This is a genomic window from Pseudenhygromyxa sp. WMMC2535, from assembly GCF_011083025.2.
Window position 1 is genome coordinate 3,285,234 of the sequence record NZ_JABJWV010000001.1, and the last position, 21,139, is coordinate 3,306,372.

A 21,139-nucleotide genomic window follows, 5' to 3' on the forward strand; every position below is an offset into this window, starting at 1 on the left:
TTTTTGGGAGGTGGTGGTGATGGCGGGGAGGGTCTTGGTCTTTTTGGGAGGTGGTGGTGATGGCGGGGAGGGTCTTGGTCTTTTTGGGAGGTGGTGGTGATGGCGGGGAGGGTCTTGGTCTTTTTGGGAGGTGGTGGTGATGGCGGGGAGGGTCTTGGTCTTTTTGGGAGGTGGTGGTGACGACGAGCACGCGCACGGGCCAGCAGGGGACCCTCTGGGCTCAGACAGGCTTGCGGACTCCGACGGGGTGGCTGTGAGAGGGTTTTTGGCCTTTGCGTGTGGTGTCGCTCCGAAGTTTGGGTACGTATGCAAAACTCGCCCAGAGGGTCCCCTGCTGGCCCTTTTGTGCGCGTCTTTGGCGGGGGGAATTGGCCGCCTCGGTCAGAGGGGGGAGAGGGTGGTCGAAGGGGCGGGGGCTTTGCCGCCTCGGGTAGGGGGGGCGGCGGAGGTCGAAGGGGCGGGGGCTTTGCCGCCTCGGTCAGAGGGGGGAGAGGGTGGTCGAAGGGGCGGGGCTTTGCCGCCTCGGGTAGGGGGGCGGCGGAGGTCGAAGGGGGCGGGGGCTTTGCCGCCTCGGGTAGGGGGGCGGCGGAGGTCGAAGGGGTGGGGAGCTTCGCCGCCTCGGGTAGGGCCGGCGGAGGTCGAAGGGGGCGGGAGCTTTGCCGCCTCGGGTAGGGGGCCGGCGGAGGTCGAAGGGGTGGGGAGCTTCGCGGCCTCGGTCAGGTGCTGGGTCGCCGCGCCGGCTGCTCGTCGTTGCGGGGGCTGAGGCTCTGGGCACGCCGCGACCGGAGGTGGCGGTGGGGGCTCCTCGGATCGGGGGGCAGCGGGAGGCTGCGGATTAAAATTTGCCGCCGCGTTCCCAGAGGAAGCGGATGAAGTCGTTGCGCGACTTGAGGCCGAGCTTGGCGAAGGCCGCGGCCAGGAGCTGGCGGGTGCGGCTGTAGGAGACCTTCATGGCCTTGGCGATGTCGGCGTCGGACAGGCCCTCGGCGACGCCGGCGACGGCTTGGGCCTGGCGGGCGCTGAGGCCGAATTCGGCGGTGAGTCGGGCGAGGCGCTCGGCGGCGGTGAGCTCGGGGTTGCCGCCTGCGCCCAGGTGTTTGCCGACGCCCTCGGCGATGTCGCTGGGGGCCTCGCTGCTGTCGTACTCGGCGCAGAAGCGGCGCAGGGCTTGGGCGCGCAGGCGGGCTTGGGCGACGGCGGTGAACAGGCGGTCGAGCTGGACGGGCTTGGCGAGGAACTCGGTCACGCCGAGGCCCGCCGCGATGCGGGCGACGCCGGACTCGGGGTTGCCGGTGAGCACGACGGTGGCGCAAGGGCGAGGGAGCGTGCGCAGCTCGACGATGAGGTCGAGGCCGTTGCCGTCGGGGAGGGAGACGTCGAGCAGGGCGATCTCGGGCTCGTGACGCTCGATCTCTTCGCGGGCTTGATCGATGCTCGTGGCCCACACGACCTTCGCGCCCTGATCTTCGAGGGCGACGCTGACCCACTTGGCGGCCCGGGGGTCGTCTTCGACCAGGAGTATGGCGACGCCATCGAGGCTCTCCTCTGTCGAGGGCGCTCCGCCTTCCCCTGCGTTGACCTTCGGATCCATGGGACCAGTGTACCCCAGGATAGGAAGGCCCAGCACGCGGGCGGGGCGCGAGGATGGTCAAGAGTTCATGCTTCGACGGCACCCAGCTCCGTGAGCAAGCCCGAGGCCACGCGAAGGCTCGAGCTGGCGACGGCCAAGGTGGATTGACCCGGGAAGAGCGAGTCGCCGACGAGGTGGAGCCCTCCACCCAGTGCCGAGCCAAAGCTGGTTCGTAGCGAGGTCTGGGGGACGCCACCGACCCAGCCGCGGGCTCGGCCGGTGTAGGATTGATAGGTCACCGGCGTGCCCGCAAACACGTGATCGAGGTTGCGGCGAAAGCCCGGAATTGCCGCTTCTGCGGCCGCCAGGAGCCGATCTTGATAGCTGGCTTTGTGCACGGCGTAGGCCTGGGGATCGCGGTTGACGAGGCGCCACCACGGCTCCAGTCGGGTGTGCGTGGTGATCGTGACTGCGCGCTTGCCAGGTGGGGCGCGCTCGAGGTCCCAGGCGGGGGAGAGCGAGATGAAGGCGGTGTTGGCCTCGCCCATGGGCCCGCCGAGGTGGACCTGGTGATGGAGGGGAGCGCCCTCGTCGAGGACGCGCTGGTCGACGCCGCAGTGGAGCACGAAGGCGCCCCAGGCCCCGTCGATGTCGCGCTCGGGATCGCGGAGCTCGGCGAGGGCGTCGGGCAGCGGCCCGTCCTGGGGATCGAGGAGCGCGCGCAGGTTCCAGGGGGTCGAGTTGACGACGACGTGATCGGCCTCGAAGCGCTCGCCGGCGTCGGTGAGCACGGCGAGGACCCGACCGTCGCGGCGGGCGATGGCGCGGACCCGCCTGCGCGTGAGCAGCTCGCCGCCGTGCTTGCGGAGCGCCTCGGCGAAGGTCTCGGCCATGCCCCCCATGCCGCCGCGGAGGTGAAAGACGCCGCGCCAGGGGAAGTCGAGGGCCGCCGCGCCGTAGACGGCCAGGGCCCTGGCGCTGGTCGCCTGCGCGGAGATCAGCAGCAGGCCGTCGACGACCTGGCGGAGATCTCGAAGCCGAGGATCATCGCCGGCCGCGGGGAGGTGGACGCTCAGCGGCCGCCGGGCGTCGAGGAGGATCCCCGGGTGCGCCAAGGTCCGGGGTCGACGCGCGAGCACCCGCAGGGCCGAGCCGGCGCAGCGCAGGAGATCGCCGGCTCCTCGAGGCGGCCAAGGCGGGAGGTGATCCGCGAGCTGCCAGGCCGTCGCCGCGGTCTGCTCCTGCCAGCGCCAAAAGCTCGCCGCCCCCGGACCAAAGAGTTCGCGCCGACGCTCCCGCCAACACTCGCGGTCCGCGGGCAAGGTCGCGGTCAGCCGGCCGGGTAAGTGCACGCGCATCACCGAGTCCGCGGGCTGCCCCCGAAACTCGACCTCGAGGCGCTCGGCGAGCCGAGTCATCAGCCCCTCGGGTCCAAAGCCCGAGGCCACCGTCGCCCCCGCGTCGAAGCGGTAGCCCTTGCGAAAGAAGGTGCCGGCGCACCCGCCGAGGTAGCTCTGGGCTTCGAGCAAGGTCACCGCGACGCCTGCTCGAGCGAGCACCGCCGCGCAGACCAGGCCGCCGATGCCTCCACCCACCACGACGACCCGCGGAGATCCCCGCCGAGCGAGTTTGTACAAGGTTGAGTGTGGGACAGGACCGTGCATATGCTCACTAAGCTTTGTCCAAGCTTGTGTTCGCGTCCTCGTGGTGCCTGACACGCCGCAGACAGCGCCGCAATCAAAGGTGCCTCGTTTGCCGACTAACTGCCTGAAAAGACAATAAAAAGCAGAGAACGAAGGGCGTCTCGAGCGCACCTTGGCGGTGGGGCTGCCGGCGAAATCGAGCAATGGTGCAAGCAGGGTACCCCTGGAGGATCGCGGTGGCCAGGGTTTGCACAAGCATGTACAAACATGCTACGCCATGTCCATGGGTTGGCTCTGAGAGCCACACTGCCCGCTGAAGAGCACCCGGAGAGCAAAAAGATGTTGGATCCCAGGTTTGCAGAGAGTTTAGAGGTTCAACTCGCCGAGCCCGTTCGGATCCGTAAAAAGCGCAAGAAGCTCAACGCGGACCGCTCCGATAGCGCGCTTCGCTCTTACCTCCAGTCGATGGGAGATTGTCCAACCTTCAGCGCGGAGAGGGAGCAGCAGGTCGCGCAGAACCTCAGGAGCGCGCGCTGCTCTCGCTGGGCTGCGCTGCTCGCCTATCCGCCCTTCGTGCCGGGCATCCGCGCCGTGATCGACGAGCGCCTCGAGGTCGACGACGAGCTCCGCGCTCGCCTGGATCGTCTTGTCGAGTCGGCCGACGAATTTCGGACTCGGCGGACCCTGGCCAACGAGGCCGCCTTCGCCGAGCTGTGCGCCCTCGTCGGCGCCGACCTTGTCGAGATCGACGTCGACAGCGAGCTCGCCGAGCGTCTGATGGCCGACGTCGAGAAGATCGCCCGGGGGGAGCGCGAAGACCTGAGCTTCGAGGTCGCGCGCATGCCCGGAGACAGCCGGCCCTTCCGCGTCTACTTCGATCGCTGCCGCAGCGCGCAGCGTCGCGTTCGCAAGTACGTCAACGACTTCGTGCAGGCCAACTTGCGCCTCGTCGTCAGCCTCGCGCGCCGCCTGGCCCACGGTCGGATGTCGCTCCAAGACCTGATCCAGGAGGGCAACATCGGCCTGCTCAAGGCCGTGGAGCGCTTCGACCACCGCAAGGGCTTTCGGTTCTCGACCTACGCGAGCTGGTGGATCCGCCACGCGATCTCGCGCGCCATCTACAACAAGGCCCGCCAGGTCCGGCTGCCGGTTCACGTCCACGACGTGCACCAGAAGGTCACGCGCTTTTGCCGAAACCATCGGGCGCAGCACGGCAGCGAGCCGAGCACGGAGCAGATCGCCGAGCACACGGGGATCGCCCTGGCCAAGGTCGAGAAGGTGCTCGCCCTCGAGCTCGGCCCGGTGGTCAGCCTGGACGCGCCGGTCTCGGGCTACGATGAGCGGGCGGGGGTGGATCTACTCGAGGACGAGGACGCGCCGGGGCCGGGCTGGAGCTTGGAGGTGTCGGAGCTGGAGCTGGGCTTGGAGGGGGCGCTGGACAGCCTGCGGCCGATGGAGGCGGATATTCTTCGTCGACGTTATGGGCTGTCGGGGGTCGAGAAGGAGACGCTGCGGGAGATCGGGGAGCGCTATGCGCTGTCGCGGGAGAGGATCCGTCAGCTGCAGGAGCGGGCGGTGGGGCGGATGCGGGATGAGTTCTCGCGCTTGCAGCTGCTCTGAGCGCTTCGGGGGTGCTGGATGACGGCCTCTCGCTGGTTGCAGTGGGGGGTCGTTTTTTGTGGGGGGCTGGGTCTGGTTTTGGGAGGAGGGCCGTGGTGACGACGAGCACGCGCACGGGGCAGCAGGGGACCCTTCCGACTCAAACAGATCGCTGACTGCTGGCGAATTTGGGGCGGCGATTGGTGGCCTTTGCCTGGGTTGGCGCTCCGAAGTTGGGGTGCGTACGCTAAACTCGTCGGAAGGGTCCCCTGCTGCCCCTTTTGTGCGCGTCTTCGGCGGGAGGTCTGCCCGCCGCAGACGATGGGGATGTCCTTCTCCCCCGAGCGATGCTCTCCTTCACGCAGCATAGCGACTGCGACTGGAGCAGACAGCTCTCCCCCCAGCGATGCTCTCCTTCACGACGCAGAGCGAACGAACTGAAGCAGACGGCTCTCCCTCCAGCGACGCTCTCCTTCACGCCACACAGCGAGCGAACTGGAGCAGGCAGCTCTCCCCGATCGCCACCACCCTCTCCACCGTCCGAGGCGGCCAAATCCCCCGCCAAAGACGCGCACAAAAGGGCCAGCAGGGGACCCTCTGGGCGAGTTTTGCATACGTACCCAAACTTCGGAGCGACACCACACGCAAAGGCCAAAAACCCTCTCACAGCCACCCCGTCGGAGTCCGCAAGCCTGTCTGAGCCCAGAGGGTCCCCTGCTGGCCCGTGCGCGTGCTCGTCGTCACCACCACCTCCTAAAAAGACCAAGACCCTCCCCGCCATCACCACCACCCTCCTAAAAAGACCAAGACCCCCAACAAAGAAACCCAAGACCCCCAACAAAAAAAAGGGCCCCCCCGAAACCGAGGGAGCCCCCAACCCCGCAGGGCCCCAGTACCCTAAAGCGGGATCTCCAAAGGCGTAAACCCGTTCAACTCACTCGACCCAGTCTGAATCGAAGTCATCCCCCCCACCGGCGGCGCGCTCTCGTTCGGATCACAAGGCGAGTAATCCGGCGTCGTCAACACCGCCCCACAGTTCCCGTCCGTACACTCCCCGACCTGCTCCACCACAGGCCCCTCCAGCCCGCCCCCCGAGCCAAACCCATCTCCATAGGTCCCCGGCAGCGTATACCCATTTTGGAAGTCGAAGGCCTGACCGTCCTCGACCACCAGCCGGAAGGTCACCTCATAGGTCGCCCCCCGGTCGTACACCCACTCGTTCGCCTCGTCGTCGTACCAGCGCGAGTCGCAGCTCTGCTCCCCGGGCTCGTAGATCGTGAAGGTCACGTAGAACACCTCCACCGCCTGCTGGATCCCATCCACCGCCAGCCCCGTCACCGAGATCGCCGGCGCACGGATCGGCCGCGCCATCTTCGAGAACGCCCGCGTCTCCACCTCCGTCGAGTCGTCCGGGTAGGTCAGCGTCCGCGTCCGCGAGATCTGGTTGAGAGGCAGGCGCATGAAGTGCGAGTGATCCCCCGCGGCCGTCGCCGGCGCGTTCGTGGGGATGTCGAAGCCCGCCGCCTCGTTGGGCGAGCGGTGGTCGTCCGCCAGCAGGTAGATGCTGCTGTGGAAGTCGTTGTCCTCGTCGCCGCCGTCGACCGCGGCATCGCTCGCGCTGCCGGACACCAGCGCGATCAGGAACTGATCCCGATCCTCCTCCGCGAGCAGCTCGCCCGGATCTTCGATGCTGTCGATGCGGTTGTTGGCGACCACCGCCGGCGGGTAGGTGAACACGTCACCCTTGGTCCCGACCGAGCCGATCGCGTTGATCGTGCACGAGAAGTCCCCCGTGCCCTGGCAGGCCGGGAAGCGGAACGCCTCCGTGGCCAGCGCGTAGCCCTGACCGTCCTTGGCCCAGGTCCCGCCGCTGTCCGCCGCGTGCGGGAAGCTCGACACGTTCGAGGTCTCCGTGGCCAGGTCCCAGCGGTACAGTCGGCCCGCCGGATCCGCCACGTAGGCCTCCTCCATCTCGCCCCAGTAGCGCGACAGACAGTGGGAGGACACCGCGATGTCCGAGACCGCCGCGACGTCCTCGTCCGTGTCGTAGGTCGTCCCCGAAGCCGGCGGCGCGAGGTAGGCCTTCTCGGTCACCGTCTCACCGGTGATCGCGTCGACCACCCACATCACCCGCCCGCGGTGAGCGTCGCCCACCCCGTCGCTGTAGCCCGAGCCGAACACCAGGTAACCCTTGGGCTCGAGCGACATCTGATGGTTGGGCACGCCGTAGGTCAAGGCCGGCCGCGACCAGGTCTCGCCCAGCGTGTCCGCGTAGTCCCCGGCGATCCCCGAGGTCGAGCTCGTCCACAGCACGTCGAAGGGATCGTCGTCCTGCAGCCGGCCCATGTGCGCCACGTCGATCGCTACGATCTCCGTGCCGCCCGCGCCCAGGCCGAACACCGCGAGGTGCCGCCACTTGTTCGCGTCGTCGTCGAACACCCAGCCGGCGTTCGCCGTCGAGGCGATGCCGAACACGTGATCGTCCAGCGAGTTGGGCTGGCCGAAGTTGCTCGGCCCGTTGACCGAGAGCACCCGCGCGTTGTTGATCAGCGCCATCGGCAAGAAGCCGAACAGCTCGTTGCCGCTGTCGTAGTGGAAGGCGTGCAGGACCCCGAAGTCGTCGCCGATCAGCACCGCCTCCGCGTAGTCGTAGTGCACCCCAAAGCCGCTCCCGCTGGTCGTCGCCCACGCCTGGCTCGAGAATGACTTGAGCGTGTCCGGCACGTCGTCGCCCTGGGCGTTGCGCCGGCCGGCGCAGTGCGGATCGCTGATCCCCACGCTCGGCAGGAAGTTGTTGTCGTGCTCCGGCACGCGCCGGACCAGCAGCGGGGCCGCGTTCGACAGCCCCGGCAGCTTCCAGTCGTCGGGTAGATCCACGCCGATCAGCAGATCGACCATCGCCTGGATCTCCGCGCTCTCGTTGCCCGCCGTCAGCGGCGGATCGATCTTGCCCTGGCTGTCGAGGCTCATGACCAGGGACGTGAACGCCCCCGTCGCCGCGCCAGCTTCGTGGATCTTGATCCGCTGGTTGCTCTCGTCGTGGGTGTAGAGCCGGCGGTCCGTCGGCGCCGTGTCGAGCAGGCACTCGCCCGCGTCCCAGGCCCGGCCGATCGCGCACGGGCCGAAGCTCTCCTCCTCCTCGGTGTCGATCGCGAGGTCGTTGGCGTTTTGACAGTAGTCCGTCAGCACGCCGGGGTTGTCGGGATCCTCCTCGTCACAGGCCTCGCGGACCACGTGCCCGCGCCACGGCGGCGTATCCGTCCACGCGCTGATCGAGGTCTGGACCGCCGCCTGATCCGAGAGCGGATCGTCGGGGTCGCTGAGCTGGAAGTCGTTGGCCACCGTCGGCGCGCCGCCGGGGACCTCCGTGTCCACGTCCTGCGTGATGATGTCGACCAGCGCCTCGCTGAGCTCCTCGTGGTTGCTGGCCAGGTAGGCGCAGTCGTTGGCGGGATCCTCCGGGTCGCGGCAGGTGTCCCAGTCGAGGTCGTTGGCGCCCGCGCAGGGCGTGGTGATGTCCTCGGCGCCCGAGGCCGCGCAGGCCATCTGCTGCGCGCGGTCGAAGGTCTCCGCGTCCGCGACCACGCCGTCCGAGAGCGCGATGAAGTAGGTCTTCACCCCGAGCATCCGCCTGGTGTCGCGCAGGCGCTCGTAGAGATCCGAGCCGCCTTGCTTCCACCACGGATCCGGCTGGCCGTCGGTCACGATGATCAGCGAGAGCGGCCGGCAGACCTGGTCCGCCCCGTTGGTCCGCATGAACGCCAGGTAGTGCGCCACCGTCTCGTGGGCGAAGGGCGCGTTCGAGACCGGGACCACCGCCTTGAGCCCGGTGATGTTGTTGTCCGCGTCGAGGTAGACCGCGTACTTGGGCTGACCCATGGCGACCTTCATCGGCGTGCCGCCGGTGACGTCCGAGCCGCCCGCGTACTGCTTGTCGGTGATCCCGTCGAGCATCAAGCGCGCGTCCTCGGTCGTCAGCGGGCCCTTGTCCGCCGCCGCGATCCCGGGGTCGTCGATCACCGCCTGCGAGTAGAAGGGCGCGTACAAGGTCGTGCCGATCAGCTGGTTGCGGCGGACCACGCCCAGGCGGTGCGTCTCGTCCGTCTCCGTCGCGCAGGTGTCGTTGTCGGTGCACTCTTGGTGCGAGAAGTTGTTGGCGCTCTGGCCGTCGTAGTACGAGTAGCCAGGGTTCCCGTCGACGTAGGGCCAGTAGTAGAAGTCCCGGCCGCAGACGCTCGACAGCTTGGCCGCGTCGTCGTTGCCCCAGTCGCCCCAGCTGTTGAGGGCGATCGCCTCCTGGTTGCTGTCCGAGCAGTCGAGGTTGGCCCGCCGACCCACGAAGCGCGGGAAGAACTGGACCTTGCGCACGTAGTTGCTCGAGTCCTCGTAGTCCGTCAGCGTGCCCTCGCTGAGGTAGAGCGGCTGATCCGCGAGCTCGGCGGTGCTGTTGTTGGGCATCGAGATCCCGCCCAGGTCGTCGTGACGCAGGTAGGGGAAGGGCCGGTTGTCACCGCAGAGCAGCCAAAAGCCCTGGCCCCCGAAGGGGTTCGAGGCCGGCTTCCACTGCGTCGAGTAGGGCTGGTTGACGTTCTCGATCCACGTGAAGCGGCGCTCCTCGGCGGTGTCGAGGTCGATGCAGGGCTCCGGGATCGTGTCCACGCTCGTGGGCGGGACCGCGTTGCCGAAGGTCATCAGCGCGAAGTCGGCCCGGTCCTCGTTGTCGGCGATCAGCTCGCGGATCACCTGGCGCGAGGCGTGGATCCGGCTTTGCAAGAAGCCCGCGTCCTCGTCCTCGCAATTGTCCCACCAGCACTTCGTGTCCGGGTAGGTCGCGCCGGGCTTGTAGGTCTCGTCCATGCCCATCGAGCCCGAGTTATCGAGCAAGAACAAGATCCGCGGCTTGACCTGACCGAAGCTCTGGCCGCGGATGATGTAGAAGGGATCGAGGCGCGCCTCGCTGCGCGCGGCGTAGCCGAACACGCCAAAGGCGAGCATCGCCAGCGCGAGCGCGTGGACCAGCCCCCGCGTCAGCGCGCCCTTCATGCGACGACGTTGATGTTGATTGCGCGTAGTCATCGTCCTCACCTCTCAGCCCTCGTAACCCAGGAAGTTCTCGATGCAGACGTCGGCCGTGACGTTGTCGTTGTTGTGGCCGCCGCCGTAGCCCAGGTCCGGCGAGCTCATCGACCAGGCCTGCTTGTCACCGCCGGGCGCGAGCACGAACTCCTGCTCCACGGCGATCGTGGTGTTGCGCAGCGTGGCCATGCCCGTGAGCACGACGCGGCCGTCGCCGTCGGTGGTCCAGCTGCCCGCGCCGCCGCCGTCGATGGCGTCGGCCGAGTTGTTGCGGATCCACAAGCTGACCCGCGCCTCCGCGTCGGCGCCGGGCAGGAGGTCGCGCAGCGGGACCTGGACCCAGTCGATGTCCACGCCGTTGGCGTCGGGCAGCCGGGCGATCGCGCCCTGACGCATGCAGGGCCGCCCGGCGCAGTCCGACTTGCCCGTGACCCAGCGGTTCTTCTGACCGGTGCCGGGGGCGTCGCCGCTGCCGTCGCCGCCAGGGATGCAGTCCTCGAAGATCGACGCGCAGGCGTTTGGATCCGCGGCCGGGTTGTAGCCGATCAGCGCCTGGTCGAGGACCGTCTGCATCGCGGCGCCTTGGTTGATCGCGTCGCGCAGCTGGGCCGCGCCGAGGTCGACGGTGGCCTGGGCGGCCATCAGCGCCCGCTCGCGCGCGACCAAAGCGTTGGCCTGCGAGACCTCGCGGTTGGCCGTGCGCACGACCAGCACGCCGACCGTGAGCAGCGAGACCGTGAGCAGCATGACGCTGACCATCGTCGCGCCCCGCTGTCGACGCATGGTGGTCGCGCCTCGCTGTCGACGCATGGTGGTCGCGCCTCGTTGTCGACGACGCATGGAGGTCGCGCCTCGCTGGCGTCGACGCATGTATAGACCCGAATTGGACTGTACGCCTGCCATCACCGACTATCAGCAATGCATCGATATGGAGCTCGGTCAAGCAGCTAAAAAGTGCATAGCTGCCCCAAAACGCCACGCGCTTTGGAACGCTGGTGTCGGCAAAAATGCGGGCTCTCGCGCGCCGAGAGGTGTTCGGCGTGACTACATCGCAAAAAGTAGTGAAGTCAGCGAGGCGGTGGCCAGCCCCTGCGGTCGATCGCACAGGGCAGCCGCGTCATTGGGGTCGCTGCCAGCCTGTGCGGTTGATCAGCGCCTGGACCAGCCTGGGTGCGGCCCGGATCATCCCAGAGAGCAGCCACAACATCGGCGGATCGTAGATGACGGCTCGCTCGCACTCGACCCCGCGAACGATCGCCTTGGCGGCGCGCTCGGGCGAGAGCGGGGGCATCAGCTGGTGGGCGAGGCCAGGGATGCGCTCCTTGGCCCCGGGGTTGTTGGCCCAGTAGTTGGACTCGACCTCGCCGAGGATGACCTCGACCACGCTCACGCCGGTGCCGATCAGGTCGGAGCGCAGCCCGGCGGTGAAGCCTCGCAGGGCCCAGCGCGCGGCGGCGTAGCCCGTCGCGCCGGGGCTGACCAGGCGGCTCATGGGAGATTGGACGTTGACGATCACGCCGCCTCGCCTGGCGATCATCCCGGGGACGACCACGCGGCTGGCGAAGAAGGCCGCGAGGTAGGGCGCGCCGATCATCGCCACGGCCTCGGCGGGCTCGGTCTCGTCGATCGCCAGCCAGCGGCCGGCGCCCGCGTTGTTGACCAAAATGTCTGGCACGCCGAACTCGGCGACGAGCGACTCCATGGTCGCGGTAGCGAGCTCGGGGTCGCTCAGGTCACAAGCGCGTACGTGTGCCTCGCCGCCGGCCTCGCGGATCTCATCGGCCAGCGCGCGCAGCTTGGCCTCGGTCCGCGCCATCAAGATCACCCGAGCGCCGAGCCTGGCGAAGCGCCGACTCGTGGCTGCGCCGATACCCTGGCTGGCACCCGTGATCACCGCGAGTTTGCCCTCGAGCTTCATGTCGAAGGCAATCTTGCCCGAGGCAGCGGGGGCGCGTCACGCGGGCTCACGCCCTCGACCGTGGGCTGGTCACGCGTCGAGCTCGCGCTCGGCTCGCTCGATCAGCGCGGCCTCCTCCTCGGGCGCGGAGGCCACGAGGTGGTGACGGCTGTAGACGCCAAAATAGGCCAGGCCGAGGGCGTAGACCGCGAGCACGCCGAGCACGGAGAGCAGCGCGGCTTCGCCGTAAAAGAGTGTGGAGCTCAGGGCGAGCAGCGAGAGCACGAGCGCGATGGCCGGGGTCAGGGGGGCACCCGGCGTGCGGTAGGGGCGGGCCAGCTCGGGGTGGCGCCGGCGGAGCACGAAGTGACTCGCCATCATCATCACGTAGGAGATCAGCGCGGCGAACACGGCCATCTGCATGAGCAGGTCGCCGGTCGCGACGGCGCCGTCGTTGAGGCGCTCGACGACCAGGATGGTCACGTAGCCGAGGACGCCCGGGACGATCAGCGCGCGGTGAGGGGCGCCGTGGCGGTTGGTCTTGGACAGCCAGCGCGGCAGATAGCCGGCCCGGGACAGGGCGAAGATCTGCCGCGAGTAGGCGAAGATGATCGAGAAGAAGCTGGCGATCATCCCGACCAGGCCGACGATCGTGGTCAGCCAGTAGACCCAGCCGCGCCCGCCAGAGGCGACCTCGGCGGCCGCGGGCAGGGGGTTGGCGGCGGTGGCCAGGGCCGCGCTGCCGGTCACCGCGGGCGCGAGCAGCAAGGTCAGGGCCGAGAGCCCGACCAGCGAGAGCATCGCGGCGATCATCCCTCGGGGCAGCACCCGCGAGGGGTCGCGGGTCTCCTCGGCGGCCAGGGGGACGCCCTCGATGGCGAGGTAGAACCAGCCCGCGGCCGGGAGCGCGGCGACGACTCCGGCCCAGCCGTGGGGCAGCCAGCGCGAGCGACCGGGATCGGGCTCGATGTCGAGCCAGCGCGAAGGATCCACGTGGGGCAGCATCGCCGCCGCCCAGGCGAGCAGCGCGAGCACCGAGGCCGCGGTGATCACCAAGAGCAGCGCGAGCGAGGTCTTGCTGCCCATGGCGTTGATCGCGATGAAGAGCGCGTAGAGGGCGATCGGCACCCAGGTCTCGATCCACGCCGGCGGCGCGGCGAACATCCCCGCGATGTAGCCGGCGATGCCCGTGGCGATCACCGCGGGCGCGACGACGTACTCGATGGTCACGGCCAGGCCGGTCAAGAACCCGCCCCAGGGGCCCATGGCGCGGCGGGCGAAGGCGTAGGGGCCCCCGGCCACGGGCATCATCGTGGCCATCTCGGCGATCGAGAAGATCATCGCCAGGTAGAGCGTGGCCATGAGCAGCGTGGCGATCACGAGCCCGCCAAAGCCCCCCGCGTTGATCCCGTAGTTCCAGCCGAAGAAGTCGCCGGCGATCACATAACCGACGCCCAGGCCCCAGAGCAGCAGCGCCCCGGCCGAGCGCTCGAGCTTGCGCTCGTCGAGATAGCTGTCGTCGACCCGGTCGTACTCGACCCCCTCGCTCGCGCCTGCGTCGCCCACGAGGACGAGTGTATGTCGAAGCTCGGCCGCCCGGGCGGTCAGCTGCCGTCGCGGGGGTTGGCGCGGGGAGGGGCGGGGGGCTTGGCGGGGGCTTTGGTCGCTGGGGCCTTGGCGCCGCCCCAGAACAGCTCGGTGACCGCACCGAGCACGACCTGGAGGGACATGGTCGGCGTCCCATACCAGGCGAGCATGCCGGCGAGGGTGTTGGCGAGGTAGAGGTCACCGAGGATCTGCGCGGGCAGCCGGGCCGCGACCTCGCCACGCGCGACCGCGCGACCGAAACGATCGGCGAGCAGCGAGCGCAGCGGGGTGGACTCCTGGTCGTGCATCGCCGTGGCCGTCGAGCGCAGCGCGGCGCCGGCGACGTCTGGGAGCAGGGCCGGGTCGTGCTGCCAGATCGCGGCCATCTCGGCGTTGAGGGTCGCGAGCACCTCGTCGAGGCTCGCGCCCTCGGGCAGGGCCTCGATCTTGGCGCAGATCAGGGCCTCGGTCTCGGCCATGCGGGCGAGGAGCACGTGCTCTTTGGTGGGGAAGTGGAAGTAAAAGCTCCCGCGGCTGACCCCGGCGGCGTTGGCGATGTCCTCGGTACGGCAGGACTGCACTCCGTCGCGCCGGAAGATCGCCAAGGCGGCCTCGTAGAGGCGCCTTCGGGTCTTCTCGCGCTGGCGATCGCGGCTGGACATGATCCGCGCGGATCATGCCATGAATCGCGGGCTAGATCCGCCCAAAGGCGACCTCCGTGCGGTACCACCCGCTGCTCTGTGAGCCGTACCAGGCGTAGCCGATGGGCTCGCCCTGGTCGTCGGCCATGAACAAGATCGTCCCGCTGCCAAAGCCCGTGGCTCCGCTCTCGGCGCGCGCGTCGTCTTGGTGGGCGTAGCGCGTGGAGTCATAGATCCGGACCAGGTAGGCGCCGGCGATGAAGTCGACGGGCTCGGGGAGCGCGGCGACGATGCCCGCGTGGCCGGTGTTGCCGCCCTTGGGCCAGCTGGTGGGGCGCCTCCAGGCGAAGATGTCACCGGGGCGGAGGTCCTCGATGCGCTCGACCTCTCGCCAGCCGTCGCGGCGCTTGTGTCCTGGCGCGCGCGCCATGGTCTTTGCGTAGGTCGCGGCCACGGGGCGCTCGCGGTCGAGGGTTGCGAGCGCCTGCTTGGATACGCGGGCGAGCATCCAGTTGAGCATGCCCGAGCAGTCGAAGTGGTAGACGCCCTCGCCGCGGCGGATCTTGGTGCGGTGCGAGTAGCGAAGGTCGCTGCCCTCGCGCGCGATGGTCTGGGCGAGCTCGAAGAGCTTGGCGGCGCGCTTGCTGCCGGGCTCGCCCGTGACGAAGTGGGCGGCTTCGTAGTGGGGCTCGGCGGTGTAGACGAAGGGCTCCGGGGGCGGGCGCGTGGGCTTGGCGAGGGCGAGGGTGAGGGCGCCTTCGCCGGCCGTGGCGAGGGCGCTGGGCCCGTGCGCGGCGTCGGTGTTCGCGTCGGCGTCGGCGGGCAGCAGCGAGGCGGCGAGCACCAAGGCGAGGCCGAGGGTCCTGCGGAGCGTCTGGCTGGGCACCTGGGGAGCACACGCACGGGACCGAGGCGGGATCTGTGCCGTGGCCGGGCGCGAGCGCCGAGCGTGCGAGGTTGGGGCGCGCACGGAGTCGAGTGTGACCCGGGTGAGGGCGCCACGCCACGCCCGGCTCGGAGGGGGGCTCTCGTGCGCGTCGACAACCGGCGGCTCGGCGTCCTCTGCATCGCAAACTAAGTGAACATCGCGTCTGCGTGGTCGACGGTCTTGGCGCGCTCACGCCAGCGCTCGAGCTGGACGAGGGAGCTGCAGGCCGAGAGCCGGGCGTGGGCCTCGGGGGAGAGCTCGAGGCCCCGCAGCTCGAAGATCGTGTGCACGAGCTGGCGCAGGCCTTCGGCACGACCTTCGCTGAGGCCTTCGGCCTTTCCCATGCGCAGGCCGTCGTGAAAGGCGACGCTGCGCCGCTCGATGTCGCTGATCTCGTTTGTCTGCATCTTCATCGCTCCAAAAATGAGCTCGCGGGCGTCTTCGTCGAGGGCCGCGAGCAGGTACGAGGCATATCTTTCACGGCGCTCGTCCTCGAGACGAAGGGCCGCCTGAAACGCTACGGCAAAGGGCTCGAAGTTGCCATGCGCGGCGTGGATCAGCGCCGAGAGCACGGCCCAGCCGGGGCGCTCGGGATCCTCGACTTCGGTGACGACTGGCATGTTTTTCTGGTCCAAGACCAGCAGCGCTTCATGGGGCGAGAGCCGATGCTCGCCCAGGCGCTGGGCCCAGCGCGAGACCTCGCCAGACAGCGCAATCACGAGCAAGGCCGTCACGTAGCCGATCTGCTCGGCGACCAGGGCCCAGTAGACCCACAGCCGCGCGGCCTTCTTGCGATCGGGCTGGCGCTGCGCTTCGACGACGATGGCCACGCCACCGTGCAGATCCGTTGGGTGGTCTCCGGATAAAATGCCGTCCGGACGAAGCTCATGCGTGTCCCCAAAACAGGGCGAGAAGCGGTCGATGACGGCGTGGCGCTCACGTAGATCTTGGAGCGCGGGGAGCTCGACCGCGAAGACCTCACGCAAGATCCGAAAGCCGAGGCTGGGCTCGTCGATGAGGAGGCGGGCGACCCCTTGATGCAGTGTGCTGGGCACGACAGGAAGCCTTCGCAAGCGCCGGGCCAGCGGAAAACGAGGTAATTTCAAGGACGCGAGGAAGACATCCCGGCCTACCTACGGGCCAGCGTCCCGCCGATTGGCCAAGCAAGGGGGCAGGTCGCAGGCGACGAGGGGCGCTCGATCAGTGCGGCTATTCGATCACGAACACCGCCGCGCGCTGATCCCCGAGGCTGACCGAGAAGCCCGCGCTGGCGAGCTCGCTGCTCGCCCCGGCAAAGAGCTGCTCGTCCGTGGTGCCGCCCTCGTCGAGGACCATGCGCACGCCGACCTCGCTGGCGAAGCCCACCGCCTCGAGCAGATCCTCGGGCAGGCGCAGCTGCCCGGACGCGCTCGCCCCGGGGCTGAAGTTGGCGACCACGACCATCGCCCGCCCCGAGCCCGGCTCGAAGCGCGCGAAGCTATAAAAGCCGTCGGGGCAGTCACCGAACACCCCGGGGTTGTTGAAGTACTCGAGGCCCCAGTAGTTGCTGGCCACGGCCGACTCGTCTTGGCTCAGGGCGAGCAAGTCGGCGTAGAAGTGGCGCAGGGCGAGCTCGTCTTGGCTGAGCTCGCCGCCGTCGAAGGCCCCGCCGTTGGCCCAGCGCGAGAGCGCCTCGAGCGACCAGTAGTCGTAGACCGAGGTCCGCCCGTCCTCGCGGCCAAAGCCCTCCGCCCCAGCGCCGAGCTCCCCGACCTCCTGGCCGTTGTAGACGAGGATCGGCCCGTCGCCGTAGAGGTAGACCAGCGGCGCGAGCTGATAGCCGGCCGCCTTGGAGCCGAAGCCGGACGCGCTGGCGGGGCTGGGCGAGGCGACCACCGGCGAGGCCAGGCGGCGCGCGTCGTGCTGCTCGAGGTACTGGGTGTGGCGCGGGCGCAGCTCGTCGTCGAGGGCGAACATCGCCGCGGCGTAGTCGCTCTGCGAGCCGGCGCCCTGGTAGATCTGCTTGAGGGCCGCGTAGCCGGCGTCGTGGTCGACGGCGTCGAAGCCCGCGTCGAGCAGGTCCTCGGGCGAAGCCAAGGCGGCGTCGTTGTCCGTGGGCTCGGCGAGGTCGGCGAAGAACACGACCTCGGCGTCGCGGGCCCGGGCCGCGTCGATCAGCCACGTCCAGGCCTCGGCCGGGACCAGGTCGGCGTGCAGGACCCGAAAGCCGTCGACGCCGACCGCCTGCCAGTGGGCCACGATCGCGTCGAACTTCAGCCAGGTGTCGGGGGTCGGCGAGTACTCGCCGAGGTCGGCCTCGGGGTCGTAGCCCCAGTCGAGGCGGACCGAGTCGTACCAGCTCTCGGCCGCCGGCGAGGCGGTGGCCGGCCCGCTCGCGCTGCGCCTGGGCGTGGCCCCGGCCGCGCCGTCTTCGGGCGCGTAGGCCCCGTCGAAGGTGAAGCCCGCGGGGTTGTAGCTGCCCGGCCGCGACAGGCTCAGGGCCTCGCCGGGCAGGTAGTAAAAATTGTTGTTCGGGTCGAAGTCGACGCTCTGATCGTCGTCGAGGCCAAAGTCGGTCGCGGGCTGGATCACCGACGCGTAGCCGCGGGCGACATGGTTGGGCACCAGATCGATGAGCACGCGCAGGTCGACGGCGTGGAGGCGATCGAGCAGGGCCGCGAACTCCTCGGCGCGCATGGTCGGGTCGAGGGCGTAGTCGGGGCTCAGGTCGTAGGCGTCGCGGATCGCGTAGAGCCAGCCGGCGCGGCCGCGGACCGCGTCGGGGTCCTCGGCCGGCATGTCGTAGCCCGCGTAGTTGGTCAGCGAGGCCTGGCGCAGGGCGCCGCTGAGCCACACGTGGGTCACGCCGAGCTCGACCAGCGCGGCCGCGGCCGCGTCGCTGATGTCGTTGAATTTACCGACGCCGTTTTGGGCCAGGGAGCCGTTCTCGGCCCGGGTCTGGTTGTCGTTGCCGAAGTGGCGGACGACGAGCTCGTAGATCACCGGGCGCTCGCCGAGCAGCTCGCCGCCGCTGTCGTCCTCGCCCGAGTCCGCCTCGCCGGTGTCGGTGTCGGTGTCGCCGGTCTCGGTCCCCGTGTCCGTCTCGTCGCTGGTCGAGCCGCTGTCTTCGCTCGACGAGTCGGTGTCGACCTCGTCCTCGCCCGAGTCGCTGGTGGTGAAGCCCGTGGTCGCCGTGTCCTCGCCGGTGCCCACGCCGACGTCGGCGCCAAAGGCCTCGTCGTCGCCCTCGTCGTCGCCGCAGGCGGTCAGGGTCAAGGGCAGAGACGAGCCGAGGATCAGGCCGAAGATGGGGGAGAGCCTGCTTGGCATGGTGCTATCCAACCGGCATGAAGCAGCCGATGGTGGTCTCGATGCGGAAGGTCGAGTCGGTCGAGCGCCGCTCGGCGTGGAAGATGTCCATGGGGTAGACCCCGCCCGGGTTCAGGCCGAGCTCGTCGAGGATCGCCGTGCCCGACTGGGCGGGGTGCAGGCCGCCGAGGTCGATGGCCAGCTGGCCGTCGATGAACACCCACAGGTCGTCGTCGCCGATGAAGGTGAAGGTCTGGCCGGGCTCGTAGGTGAAGGCCGTGTGGATCTCGGTGGTGAACAAGAAATTATGCGGGACGCCGCCGCCGTCGGTGAGGCCCTCGTCGCCCCAGCCCACGCCGTCGAGGGGGAAGAAGGTCTGATCGTCGAAGACCCGGATGTCGCCGTCCTCGACGAGCACCAGGGGCATCTCGAAGCTCAAGTTGACGCCCTCGACGTCGTTGTACCACTGGTCGAAATTTTCGGCCGTGGTCATCTGCGGCGGCTCGACCACGGCGCCGCTGAACACCGGCTTGTCGTCGGGGCCGAGGGCGTCCTCGACCAGGCCAGGGCTGGCCACGTCGCCAGAGAAGACCTGGAAGTCGGGGTGCTCGACCTTGAAGTCGCGGAAGCTGGCGACGATGTCGCCGCACTCCGAGCCCGCGGTCTCCCCCGAGCCGGTCCCGGCTCCGGTCTCGCTCTCCATCATGTCGAGCTTGACGCCCGGGCCGCTCTCGCTGTCCTCGGCGTCGGACTCGTCGGTGTCGGCGTTTGTGTTGGTGCCATCACCATCGTCGACGCCGAGCTCGTCGTTGCCCAAGGTCAGCACGGCGTCATCGTCCTCGCCGTCCGAGCGATAGCCGGCACAGGCGGCGGCCTCGATGGCCACGGCGAGGGCGATCCAAGACGAAAACAGACGCGACGACACCCCTCGAATCGTGCGCCATTGCGACGCTCGGAGGCAAGCTGGCTTCGACGCTGGCGTGACTGCGAAGCCGCGATCACGGCGAGCCGAGGATCGCCGCGGGTCGGTTGCTAGCGACGGCGATAGTCGTCGAGGCGGATCACCTGCTTGCGCAGGCGCCCGGCCGGGACCTCGACGCGGTCCCAGCTGACCCTGGCCGCGACCCCGGCGGCCGCGAAGCTGCGCAGCAGCTGGCTGCGCCGGCGGGCCGGGGAGTCCTGCGGGGGCGTGTGTACGGCGGCGGTGACCTCGTCGGGACTGACCAGAGTGGGGGCCAGGCCGGCGTCCTCGAGGGCGGCGAAGTAGCCGTCGCCGAGCTCGTGATACTTGAGGTCGATCTTCTTCTTGGCGGCGGGGTCGAGGCCGGCCCCGGCCTGCTCGATCAGCGCGCGCTTGCTGACCCAGTCGACGCGGCCGAAGAGCCGGGCTGGCTCGTCCTCGAGGGCGTCGAGGACCTCCGCCCAGCGGCGCAGGAGCTCGTGGGCCTCGAGCGGGCAGGTCGGCGAGCTGGCCACGAATTCGCGGGCGGCGTCGAGGTAGAGGCGCTGGAGCGCGAGCCCGCTGCGCGACACGCCGTCGGTGCAGGGGACCTCGGCGCGCAGCGTGGGGTCGGCGTTGAGCACCCGCAGGGCGATCAGCGGCCGGCGCAGTCGAGGCAGCCGGCGCAGGGCTCCGGCCTCGGCCATGTCGAAGACCAGCGCCGTGGTTGCGACCTTGAGATATTCGGCGCTCTGCGCCAGGTTCGAGTCCGAGAGCCCGAGCTGGAGGCGCTGGCGACGAGCAAAGAGGCCGAAGAGCGGGCGGAGCTGGAGATAGGTGGGGGCGTAGAGAGCCTTGATCAGGTGGCCGATGTCGAAGACCGAGCGGTCCGCCGGCATGACCCCGGTGCGCACGAGCTTGCGGATCCCCAGGCCCTTCTCCGACAGGGCAAAGTCGCCGGTGCGCGGCTCGTAGCTGCCGGCGCCCGAGAGCAGCGGGCGGCTGAGCAGGAAGGCCAGGGCGTCGCGGCGGATCCTCCGGCAGCAGGTCGCGCGAAAGAGCAGCGAGTAGAGCCACGCGCCGGGGCTCGTGACCACGATGGCCAGTCCGTTGAACAGGCGGAGGAAGGCGTTCGCCACGGGGAGCTCGCCCTGGCCCGCGGCCAGGCGCTCGCGTAGGCGCCGGCCACCGGCGGCCATGACGATGAGGGTGAGGCCGAAGGTCAGCCCGAGGGCGACGGCCAGGACCAAGGTCAGCAGCGAGAGCGCGAGGATCAGCGGGATGAGCAGGCTCGTACCCAGGCGATAGACCCACAGCCTCGGGCCGCTGGCGAGCTCGACCTCGTAGTTCTCCTGGGCGCCATAGATGTGGCCCTCGGCGTCGCGGCAGTTCTTGACCAGGCCCAAGGAGCCGGTGAAGCCCACGGCCGCGAGCTTGCGCTGGGCGTCGGGCAGGGCGTCGAGGAGCAGGCGCTCTTGGGCCTTTTGGTAGAGCAGCAGCTGGCTCGGGCCGCGGCACTCTGGGGTGCTGGCCTCGACCACGCCGCCCTCCGGGGCCGAGGGGACGAACTCGTAGTAGAGCGCCCCACCGTTCTCCACGAAGCGCTGGCCGTGGCTGCTGCCGCGCTGGCCGGGGACGGTGGCGACGCGAGCGGCGACGGACGCCGAGATGGCCTCGAAGATGAGTCGGTGACTCGGGCGTGGTCCGCCGGGGTCCGAGTAGCGGATCGCATACTCGGTCTCGAGACCGAGCAGGCGCTCGAGCATGGCCTACTCGCCGCCAGCGGGGACGCGCGTGTCCCCCTGGTAGTCGCCGGGGCGACGCTGCGCGTCCTCGCGGACCTCGGCCAGGACTTGCTCGAGGCGCTCGGTCTCCGGCCGGGGCTGGGGCAGGGGCTGCTCGAGGCGCGACTGGGCGACTTCAGCGAGGCGGCGCATGGACTCGACCATAGCACGGAGATTTCTGCGCGC

The 21,139-nt window shown here is 69.4% G+C and carries 14 protein-coding genes; 1 reads left to right on the forward strand and 13 read right to left on the reverse strand.

Annotated features, from left to right (window positions below; all coding sequences use genetic code 11):
- Positions 1-835: 835 nt before the first annotated feature.
- Both G6O69_RS12695 and G6O69_RS12700 read right to left on the reverse strand, forming a co-directional pair.
- Positions 836-1,591 carry a response regulator gene (locus G6O69_RS12695; RefSeq protein ID WP_172303770.1) on the reverse strand — a complete coding sequence of 252 codons (756 nt, stop codon included), beginning with the start codon at positions 1,589-1,591 and terminating at the stop codon, positions 836-838.
- Between the two features lie 65 nt (positions 1,592-1,656).
- Positions 1,657-3,234, reverse strand: coding sequence for an NAD(P)/FAD-dependent oxidoreductase (locus tag G6O69_RS12700; protein ID WP_176396799.1), 1,578 nt, complete (start codon positions 3,232-3,234; stop codon positions 1,657-1,659).
- Between the two features lie 444 nt (positions 3,235-3,678).
- Here G6O69_RS12700 and G6O69_RS12705 point away from each other — a divergent pair, with 444 nt between their 5' ends.
- A complete protein-coding gene (locus G6O69_RS12705) occupies positions 3,679-4,833 on the forward strand; it encodes a sigma-70 family RNA polymerase sigma factor (protein WP_172303772.1) in 1,155 nt (384 codons plus the stop codon).
- Positions 4,834-5,709: 876 nt separating this feature from the next.
- Here G6O69_RS12705 and G6O69_RS12710 read toward each other — a convergent pair.
- The 11 genes from G6O69_RS12710 to G6O69_RS12760 all read right to left on the reverse strand — a co-directional run bounded on the left by G6O69_RS12710 (position 5,710) and on the right by G6O69_RS12760 (position 21,106).
- Entirely contained in the window at positions 5,710-9,888 is a 4,179-nt protein-coding gene (locus tag G6O69_RS12710; RefSeq protein ID WP_255215769.1) for a type IV pilin biogenesis protein, read from the reverse strand.
- A 12-nt stretch (positions 9,889-9,900) separates the two neighbouring features.
- The gene (locus G6O69_RS12715) at positions 9,901-10,698 is read right to left on the reverse strand and encodes a hypothetical protein (protein ID WP_255215770.1); all 798 of its coding nucleotides are present in this window, start codon (positions 10,696-10,698) and stop codon (positions 9,901-9,903) included.
- A 307-nt stretch (positions 10,699-11,005) separates the two neighbouring features.
- Positions 11,006-11,806: an SDR family NAD(P)-dependent oxidoreductase gene (locus tag G6O69_RS12720; protein WP_172303773.1), complete on the reverse strand. Its 801-nt coding sequence runs from the start codon at positions 11,804-11,806 to the stop codon at positions 11,006-11,008.
- A gap of 69 nt (positions 11,807-11,875) precedes the next feature.
- Positions 11,876-13,351, reverse strand: a complete 1,476-nt coding sequence (gene eat / locus G6O69_RS12725; RefSeq protein WP_172303774.1) for an ethanolamine permease — start codon at positions 13,349-13,351, stop codon at positions 11,876-11,878.
- A 38-nt stretch (positions 13,352-13,389) separates the two neighbouring features.
- Positions 13,390-14,034, reverse strand: coding sequence for a TetR/AcrR family transcriptional regulator (locus G6O69_RS12730; protein WP_172303775.1), 645 nt, complete (start codon positions 14,032-14,034; stop codon positions 13,390-13,392).
- A 31-nt stretch (positions 14,035-14,065) separates the two neighbouring features.
- A complete protein-coding gene (locus G6O69_RS12735) occupies positions 14,066-14,899 on the reverse strand; it encodes a hypothetical protein (RefSeq protein WP_172303776.1) in 834 nt (277 codons plus the stop codon).
- Positions 14,900-15,087: 188 nt separating this feature from the next.
- Positions 15,088-15,996, reverse strand: a complete 909-nt coding sequence (locus G6O69_RS12740; protein ID WP_172303777.1) for a hypothetical protein — start codon at positions 15,994-15,996, stop codon at positions 15,088-15,090.
- A gap of 154 nt (positions 15,997-16,150) precedes the next feature.
- Entirely contained in the window at positions 16,151-18,250 is a 2,100-nt protein-coding gene (locus G6O69_RS12745; protein WP_172303778.1) for an alpha-amylase family glycosyl hydrolase, read from the reverse strand.
- A gap of 4 nt (positions 18,251-18,254) precedes the next feature.
- Complete coding sequence (locus G6O69_RS42085; RefSeq protein WP_172303779.1) at positions 18,255-19,154, reverse strand: fibro-slime domain-containing protein; 900 nt, start codon at positions 19,152-19,154, stop codon at positions 18,255-18,257.
- Positions 19,155-19,261: 107 nt separating this feature from the next.
- A complete protein-coding gene (locus G6O69_RS12755; protein ID WP_172303780.1) occupies positions 19,262-20,935 on the reverse strand; it encodes a proteasome accessory factor PafA2 family protein in 1,674 nt (557 codons plus the stop codon).
- 3 nt (positions 20,936-20,938) lie between these two features.
- Entirely contained in the window at positions 20,939-21,106 is a 168-nt protein-coding gene (locus G6O69_RS12760; protein ID WP_172303781.1) for a hypothetical protein, read from the reverse strand.
- Positions 21,107-21,139: the final 33 nt, after the last annotated feature.